The sequence below is a fragment of the Streptomyces sp. NPDC058464 genome, assembly GCF_042721035.1.
Taxonomy (GTDB): domain Bacteria; phylum Actinomycetota; class Actinomycetes; order Streptomycetales; family Streptomycetaceae; genus Streptomyces.
On record NZ_JBHXMA010000055.1, the window covers coordinates 61,649 to 68,824 of the forward strand.

A 7,176-nucleotide genomic window follows, 5' to 3' on the forward strand; every position below is an offset into this window, starting at 1 on the left:
CGCAGCAACCGGCCTGGCACGCCACGTTCTACGGCCGTACGAGCAGCTGGAAGTCGAAGGCGTACCGGGAGGCCCGGTAGACATGGCTGCCGTACTCCACCGGCCGCCCGGTGTCGTCGTAGGCCGTGCGCCGCATGGTGAGCAGGGCGGCGCCCTCCTTCTCGTCGAGCCGGACGGCCTCCTCGGCGGTGGCGCTGCGGGCGCCCACCGTCTGCCGGGCGCTGTGCAGGGTGATGCCCGCCGTGCGCATCATCCGGTACAGACCGGTCGTCTCCAGCCGCTCGGTCTCGAGATCGAGCAGGCCGGCGGGCAGGTAGTTGCACAGGAACGCCACCGGCTGGCCGTGCGTGCAGCGCAGCCGCTCCAGGACGACCACCTCCGCGCCCTCCGCGATGCCGAGCGCGGCGGCCACCTCCGCGGTCGCGTGGATCCGCTCGTTGCGCAGCACCCGGGTGGTCGGGCCCTGCCCGGCCGACTCCAGGTCGTCGTAGAGGCTGCTCAGCTCCAGCGGCCGCTTGACCTGGCTGTGCACCACCTGGGTGCCCACGCCCCGGCGGCGCACAAGGAGGCCCTTGTCGACAAGTGACTGGATGGCCTGGCGGACCGTGGGCCGGGACAGGCCGAGCCGCACCGACAGGTCGATCTCATTGCCCAGGAGGTTGCCCGGGGCGAGCACTCCGTGCTCTATGGCCTCCTCCAGCTGCTGGGCGAGCTGGTAGTAGAGCGGCACCGGGCTGCCGCGGTCCAGGGCGAAGTCCAGGGCGTCGAGTGCCGAGACGGTCGCGGTGCGGGCGGAATCCCTGGTACGGGCCACCGGGACACCTCCTTCCGGGGTTCGGGGGAATCACAGATGCCGGCGGCGGTCGGCGACCTGCCGGTCGTACTCCTCGCGGGCCCGTACGGCGGCCTCGCGCTCTGCGGTCTCGGCGACCGGCACGTCCCACCAGGCCTCGGCCGGGGGAGCGGTGGGCGCCGGGTCCGTCTCCACGTACACGCACGTCGCCCGGTCGCTCGCGCGGGCCGCTGCAAGGGCCTCGCGCAGCTCCCGCACGGTCTTGGCGCGCAGCACCTCCATGCCGAGGCTGGCCGCGTTGGCGGCGAGGTCGACCGGCAGCGGGGCCCCGCCGAAGGTGCCGTCGGCGGAGCGGAAGCGGTAGGCGGTGCCGAACCGCTCGCCGCCCACCGACTCGGAGAGGCCGCCGATGGAGGCGTACCCGTGGTTCTGGATGAGGACCAGGTTGACGGGCAGACCCTCCTGCACGGCGGTGACGATCTCGGTCGGCATCATCAGATACGTGCCGTCGCCGACCAGCGACCAGACGGCGATCTCCGGGGCGGCCTGCTGGACGCCGATGCCGGCCGGGATCTCGTAGCCCATGCAGGAGTAGCCGTACTCCAGGTGGTACTGGCGCGGCGAGCGGGCCCGCCACAGCTTGTGCAGGTCGCCCGGGAGCGAGCCGGCCGCGTTGATGACAACGTCGTCATCGCCGACGACCGCGTCCAGGGCGCCGAGCACCTGGGTCTGGGTCGGCACCGCGTCCTCGTCGTCCGCGCGGTAGGCCGCCTCGACGACGGCGTCCCAGCGCTCCTTGCCCTCCCGGTACTCGGCGGCGTACTCCGCGGCCACCCGGTGCCCGGACAGGGCCTCCGCGAGGGCCGCGAGCCCCGCCCGTGCGTCGCAGACCAGCGTCCGCGCGGCCAGCTTGTGGGCGTCGAACCCGGTGATGTTCAGGTTCAGGAAGCGGACGTCCGGGTTCTGGAAGAGGGTGCCGGAGGCCGTGGTGAAGTCCGTGTACCGGGTGCCCACGCCGATGACCAGGTCGGCGGTGCGGGCCAGGTCGTCCGCGACGGCGGTCCCGGTGTGGCCGATCCCGCCCAGGTCGGCCGAGTGGTCGTGGCGCAGCGAGCCCTTGCCCGCCTGGGTCGAGGCGACGGGGATGCCCGTGGCCTCCACAAGGGCCCTCAGAGCCTCTTCCGCGCGGCTGTGGTGGACTCCGCCGCCCGCCACGATCAACGGCCGCCGAGCGGCCCGTACGGCGCTCACGGCGTCCGCCAGCTCCACGGGGTCGGGGGCCGGCCGCCGGACCCGCCAGACCCGGTCGGCGAAGAACTCCTCCGGCCAGTCGTACGCCTCCGCCTGGACGTCCTGGGGGAGGGCGAGGGTGACCGCGCCGGTCTCGGCCGGGTCGGCCAGGACCCGCATGGCGTTCAGCGCGGACGGGATCAGCGCCTCGGGGCGGGTGATCCGGTCGAAGTAGCGGGAGACCGGGCGCAGCGTGTCGTTGACGGAGACGTCGAACTCGCTCGGGTGCTCCAGCTGTTGCAGCAGCGGGTCGGGCGCGTGGCTGGCGAAGTAGTCGCCGGGGAGCAGCAGCACCGGCAGCCGGTTGATGGTGGCGAGGGCGGCGCCGGTCACCAGGTTGGTGGCGCCCGGGCCGATGGACGTGGTCACCGCCTGCGCCGAGAGCCGGTCCAGCTGGCGGGCGTGGCCGACCGCCGCGTGCACCATCGCCTGCTCGTTGCGTCCCTGGTGGTACGGCATGACGTCGCCGTACTCGAGGAGCGCCTGGCCGATCCCCGCCACGTTGCCGTGGCCGAAGATGCCCCAGGTGCCGGCGATCAGCCGGTGCCGGACACCGTCGCGCTCGGTGTACTGGGCGGACAGGAACCGCACCAGCGCCTGGGCGACGGTCAGGCGGGTGGTCGGCTGGCTCATGGGGGACCTCATTCGGACGGGGTGGCGGGCAGGGGGCGGCGGGCGGCGGCCGGCCGGCCCACGGGGCGCTCCGCCGGCGCCAGGGGTACTCCCGGCGGGAGCGGGTAGAGATCAGCTTCGGAACGGCCCGTCGCGACGCGGCCGGAGGCCGGTGCCGGCGGATCGGTCATGCGAGGCTCCTCGAGGGTGGGCTGATGCCCCTCAGGTGTAGATCGGAGCAGGTCGCGCTGTCAATGGTTTGTACTTACATTCGGACCTGAGTGTGAAATGATGTCTTAACAAAGTATTGACAGCGGGCCGCACAGGGACTTGTATCCCGTCCCAACGCAAGGCAGTGACCCGGACCACCTCCGTCGGCCCGGGTCCACGGATCGTCCTGATCCGTTCCTTTCCCCCGTAGCACAGTGAGGTGCAGGAAAGATGGACCGCTCTTCCCACTCCCGTCCGCGCAGGCTGGCCCCGATCGTGGCCGTCGCCGCGGCGGCAGCCCTGACCCTCGCCGGCTGCTCCAGCAGCTCCGGAGGAAAGAAGTCCGAAGAGGGAGGATCGGCGGCCTCGGCGGGCAAGGCGTCCACCCCTCGCATGACGGTCGCGCTGGTCACCCACCAGTCGCCGGGCGACACCTTCTGGGACATCGTCCGCAAGGGCGCCCAGGCCGCCGCCGACAAGGACAACATCAAGCTCGTCTACTCGGCGGACCCGAACGCGGGCAACCAGGCCAACCTGGTGCAGAACGCGATCGACCAGAAGGTCGACGGGATCGCCGTCACCCTCGCCAAGCCGGACGCCATGAAGGACGTCGTCGGCAAGGCCAACTCCGCGAAGATCCCGATCGTCGGCCTCAACTCCGGTCTGAGCGACTGGAAGAAGCTCGGTCTGCTGGAGTTCTTCGGCCAGGACGAGACGGTGGCGGGCGAGGCGCTCGGCAACCGGCTGAACACCGAAGGCGCCAAGAAGGTCGTCTGTGTCATCCAGGAGCAGGGCAACGTCGGCCTCACCCAGCGCTGCGACGGAGTGAAGAAGACGTTCTCCGGGACCACGGAGACCCTGTACGTCGACGGCACCTCCCCGACCTCGGTCAAGTCGACGATCACCGCCAAGCTCACCCAGGACAAGGCCATCGACCACGTGGTCACGCTCGGCGCCCCGATCGCGCTGATCGCCGTCCAGTCGGTGTCCGACGCGGGCAGCAAGGCGAAGGTCGCCACCTTCGACCTCAACAAGGACCTGACCGGCGCCATCAGCAAGGGCACCATCGAGTTCGCCGTGGACCAGCAGCCCTACCTCCAGGGCTACCTGGCGATCGACTCGCTGTGGCTCTACAAGAACAACGGCAACTACATGGGCGGCGGTGAGCAGCCGGTGCTGACCGGCCCGGCCTTCGTCGACAAGTCCAACGTCGACAAGGTCGCCGAGTTCGCCGCGAAGGGCACTCGGTGATCGAGATGAGTCAGGAGACCCAGCCGGCGGTGGCCACACCGCCGGCCCCCGGTCCGAAGGAGAAGGACGGCCGGACCGCCCAGCGCCCCCTGGCGCTGCGGATCCTGGCCCGCCCCGACGTCGGCGTCTTCCTCGGCGCGGTCGCGGTGTACGTCTTCTTCCTGATCGCCGCCCCGCCGGTACGGGAAGCCAGCTCGATGGCGAACATCCTGTACCAGTCGTCCACCATCGGCATCATGGCGCTGCCGGTGGCCCTGCTGATGATCGGCGGGGAGTTCGACCTCTCCGCCGGTGTCGCGGTGATCACCTCGGCGCTCACCGCGAGCATGATCGCCTACCAGCTGAGCATGAACGTCTGGGTCGGCGTGATCGCCGCGCTCGTCGTGTCGCTCGCCATCGGCTTCCTCAACGGCTGGCTGGTGGTCAAGACCGGTCTGCCCAGCTTCCTGATCACCCTGGGCAGCTTCCTGATCCTCCAGGGCGTGAACCTCGCGGTGACCAAGCTGGTCACCGGCAACGTCGCCACCGACGACATCAGCAACATGGACGGCTTCGGCCAGGCCAAGGCGCTCTTCGCCTCGTCCTTCGACATCGGCGGCGTCCAGGTGAAGATCACCATCTTCTGGTGGCTGTTCTTCGCGGCCATCGCGACCTGGGTCCTGCTGCGCACGAAGTACGGCAACTGGGTCTTCGCGGTCGGCGGCAACAAGGACTCGGCTCGCGCGGTCGGCGTCCCGGTGAACTTCACCAAGATCTCGCTGTTCATGCTGGTCGGCTTCGGCGCCTGGTTCGTCGGCATGCACCAGCTGTTCTCCTTCAACACCGTGCAGTCCGGCGAGGGCGTGGGCCAGGAGCTGATCTACATCTCCGCCGCGGTCATCGGCGGCTGCCTGCTGACCGGTGGCGCCGGCTCCGCGATCGGTCCGGTCTTCGGTGCCTTCATGTTCGGCATGGTCCAGCAGGGCATCGTCTACGCGGGCTGGAACCCCGACTGGTTCAAGGCCTTCCTCGGCGTCATGCTCCTCGGTGCCGTGATGATCAACCTGTGGGTGCAGCGCACCGCGACCAGGAGGTGACCCGATGACAGACAACAACTCCGGAACCCACGGTGCCGTCCTCCAGGACGAGGCGGCCCCCGTCGACGGCGCCCCGATCGTCGAACTGCGCGGCACGGGCAAGTCGTACGGCAACATCCGCGCCCTGCACGGCGTCGACCTCAAGGTCTTCCCGAACCAGGTGACCTGCGTCCTCGGCGACAACGGCGCCGGCAAGTCCACCCTCATCAAGATCATCTCGGGGCTGCACCAGCACACCGAGGGCGACTTCCTCGTCGACGGCACCCCGGTCCGCTTCTCCACCCCGCGCGAGGCCCTCGACAAGGGCATCGCCACCGTCTACCAGGACCTCGCCACCGTCCCCCTGATGCCGGTGTGGCGCAACTTCTTCCTCGGCTCCGAGATGACCAAGGGCCCCTGGCCCGTGCGCCGTCTCGACATCGCCAGGATGAAGGAGACCGCCGACCGCGAACTGCGCAACATGGGCATCATCCTGGACGACCTGGACCAGCCCATCGGCACCCTCTCCGGCGGCCAGCGCCAGTGCGTGGCCATCGCCCGCGCGGTCTACTTCGGCGCCCGCGTCCTCATCCTGGACGAGCCGACGGCCGCCCTCGGCGTCAAGCAGTCCGGTGTGGTCCTGAAGTACATCGCCGCCGCCCGCGAACGCGGCCTCGGCGTCATCTTCATCACCCACAACCCGCACCACGCCTTCATGGTCGGCGACCACTTCAGCGTCCTGCGCCTCGGCACCCTGGAACTCTCCGCCGAACGCAGCGACATCACCCTGGAGGAACTCACCAACCACATGGCCGGAGGCGCCGAACTCGCTGCCCTCAAGCACGAGCTCTCCCAGGTGCGCGGGGTCGACACCGAGGAACTCCCCGAAGAGGAGGACCTCACCGCACCCGTCGCGACCGGTCCGGAAGGAAAGTCCTGAGCCCATGACCGACGCTCTCGACCGCATCTGGGTCGGCTCGGCCCCCGACTCCTGGGGCGTCTGGTTCCCGGACGACCCCCGCCAGGTCCCCTGGGAACGCTTCCTCGACGAGGTCGCCGAGGCCGGCTACTCCTGGATCGAACTCGGCCCCTACGGGTACCTCCCCACCGACCCGGCCCGGCTCACGGACGAGATCGCCAAGCGGGACCTGAAGGTCTCGGCCGGCACGGTCTTCACCGGCCTGCACCGCGGCCCGGCCGTCTGGGAGTCGACCTGGGAGCACGTCAGCCAGGTCGCCGCGCTCACCCAGGCGATGGGAGCGAAGCACCTGGTGGTCATCCCGTCCTTCTGGCGGGACGACAAGACCGCCGAGATCCTGGAGCCGCCGGAGCTGACCGGCGAGCAGTGGGCCCACCTCACCAAGGGCATGGAGCGCCTCGGCCACGAGGTGAAGGAGGCGTACGGCCTGGACATCGTCGTCCACCCGCACGCCGACACCCACATCGACACCGAGGAGCACGTCGAGCACTTCCTCGACTCGACCGACACGGACCTGGTCAACCTCTGCCTGGACACCGGGCACTACGCCTACTGCGGCGGCGACAGCGTCAAGCTGATCGAGACGTACGGCGAGCGGATCGGCTACCTGCACCTCAAGCAGGTGGACCCGGCGATCCTGGCCGACGTCCAGGCCAAGGGCACCCCGTTCGGGCCGGCCGTGGCCCAGGGCGTGATGTGCGAACCGCCCGCCGGCGTACCGGAGCTGGCTCCGGTGCTGGCGGCGGCACAGCGGCTGGGGGTCGACCTGTTCGCGATCGTCGAGCAGGACATGTACCCCTGCGAGCCGGACAAGCCGCTGCCCATCGCGGTGCGCACCCGGAAGTTCCTGCGGTCCTGCGGCGCCTGACAGCCGCTTCCCGAGGGCCGCGCGGAGAGATCCGCGCGGCCCCGGGCGCCCAGGCGGGGTGGGGGACAACCCCCCGGGCGCGCGCGGTTGCGAGATGAAGGGGGTCGCCCCCCCCCGC

The 7,176-nt window shown here is 70.4% G+C and carries 7 protein-coding genes; 4 read left to right on the forward strand and 3 right to left on the reverse strand.

All coding sequences use genetic code 11. The features are described from left to right. Window positions 1-28: 28 nt before the first annotated feature. Genes ACFWPQ_RS45240 through ACFWPQ_RS45250 form a run of 3 tightly spaced genes read right to left on the reverse strand, consistent with a single transcriptional unit; the run spans window position 29 to window position 2,886 of the window. Window positions 29-814 (reverse strand): GntR family transcriptional regulator, encoded by a 786-nt coding sequence (locus ACFWPQ_RS45240; RefSeq protein ID WP_384049073.1) that lies wholly within the window; start codon window positions 812-814, stop codon window positions 29-31. A gap of 30 nt (window positions 815-844) precedes the next feature. Further along, the gene (gene iolD / locus ACFWPQ_RS45245; protein ID WP_384049076.1) at window positions 845-2,716 is read right to left on the reverse strand and encodes a 3D-(3,5/4)-trihydroxycyclohexane-1,2-dione acylhydrolase (decyclizing); all 1,872 of its coding nucleotides are present in this window, start codon (window positions 2,714-2,716) and stop codon (window positions 845-847) included. 8 nt (window positions 2,717-2,724) lie between these two features. Beyond that, window positions 2,725-2,886 carry a hypothetical protein gene (locus ACFWPQ_RS45250; protein ID WP_384049079.1) on the reverse strand — a complete coding sequence of 54 codons (162 nt, stop codon included), beginning with the start codon at window positions 2,884-2,886 and terminating at the stop codon, window positions 2,725-2,727. A 250-nt stretch (window positions 2,887-3,136) separates the two neighbouring features. Here ACFWPQ_RS45250 and ACFWPQ_RS45255 point away from each other — a divergent pair, with 250 nt between their 5' ends. Genes ACFWPQ_RS45255 through ACFWPQ_RS45270 form a run of 4 tightly spaced genes read left to right on the forward strand, consistent with a single transcriptional unit; the run spans window position 3,137 to window position 7,058 of the window. Continuing rightward, window positions 3,137-4,156, forward strand: coding sequence for a sugar ABC transporter substrate-binding protein (locus ACFWPQ_RS45255; RefSeq protein WP_384049082.1), 1,020 nt, complete (start codon window positions 3,137-3,139; stop codon window positions 4,154-4,156). Between the two features lie 5 nt (window positions 4,157-4,161). Then, complete coding sequence (locus tag ACFWPQ_RS45260) at window positions 4,162-5,232, forward strand: ABC transporter permease (protein WP_384049085.1); 1,071 nt, start codon at window positions 4,162-4,164, stop codon at window positions 5,230-5,232. 4 nt (window positions 5,233-5,236) lie between these two features. Continuing rightward, window positions 5,237-6,151 carry an ATP-binding cassette domain-containing protein gene (locus tag ACFWPQ_RS45265; protein ID WP_361290831.1) on the forward strand — a complete coding sequence of 305 codons (915 nt, stop codon included), beginning with the start codon at window positions 5,237-5,239 and terminating at the stop codon, window positions 6,149-6,151. Between the two features lie 4 nt (window positions 6,152-6,155). Beyond that, window positions 6,156-7,058: a sugar phosphate isomerase/epimerase family protein gene (locus ACFWPQ_RS45270; RefSeq protein ID WP_384049089.1), complete on the forward strand. Its 903-nt coding sequence runs from the start codon at window positions 6,156-6,158 to the stop codon at window positions 7,056-7,058. Window positions 7,059-7,176: the final 118 nt, after the last annotated feature.

Excerpts from the sequence above, each read along its gene's own strand:
- ACFWPQ_RS45255 (WP_384049082.1), top strand. The coding sequence starts at position 3,137 with ATGGACCGCTCTTCCCACTCCCGTCCGCGCAGGCTGGCCCCGATCGTG.
- ACFWPQ_RS45270 (WP_384049089.1), top strand. The coding sequence starts at position 6,156 with ATGACCGACGCTCTCGACCGCATCTGGGTCGGCTCGGCCCCCGACTCC.
- ACFWPQ_RS45265 (WP_361290831.1), top strand. The coding sequence starts at position 5,237 with ATGACAGACAACAACTCCGGAACCCACGGTGCCGTCCTCCAGGACGAG.
- ACFWPQ_RS45260 (WP_384049085.1), top strand. The coding sequence starts at position 4,162 with ATGAGTCAGGAGACCCAGCCGGCGGTGGCCACACCGCCGGCCCCCGGT.
- iolD (WP_384049076.1), bottom strand. The coding sequence starts at position 2,716 with ATGAGCCAGCCGACCACCCGCCTGACCGTCGCCCAGGCGCTGGTGCGG.
- ACFWPQ_RS45250 (WP_384049079.1), bottom strand. The coding sequence starts at position 2,886 with ATGACCGATCCGCCGGCACCGGCCTCCGGCCGCGTCGCGACGGGCCGT.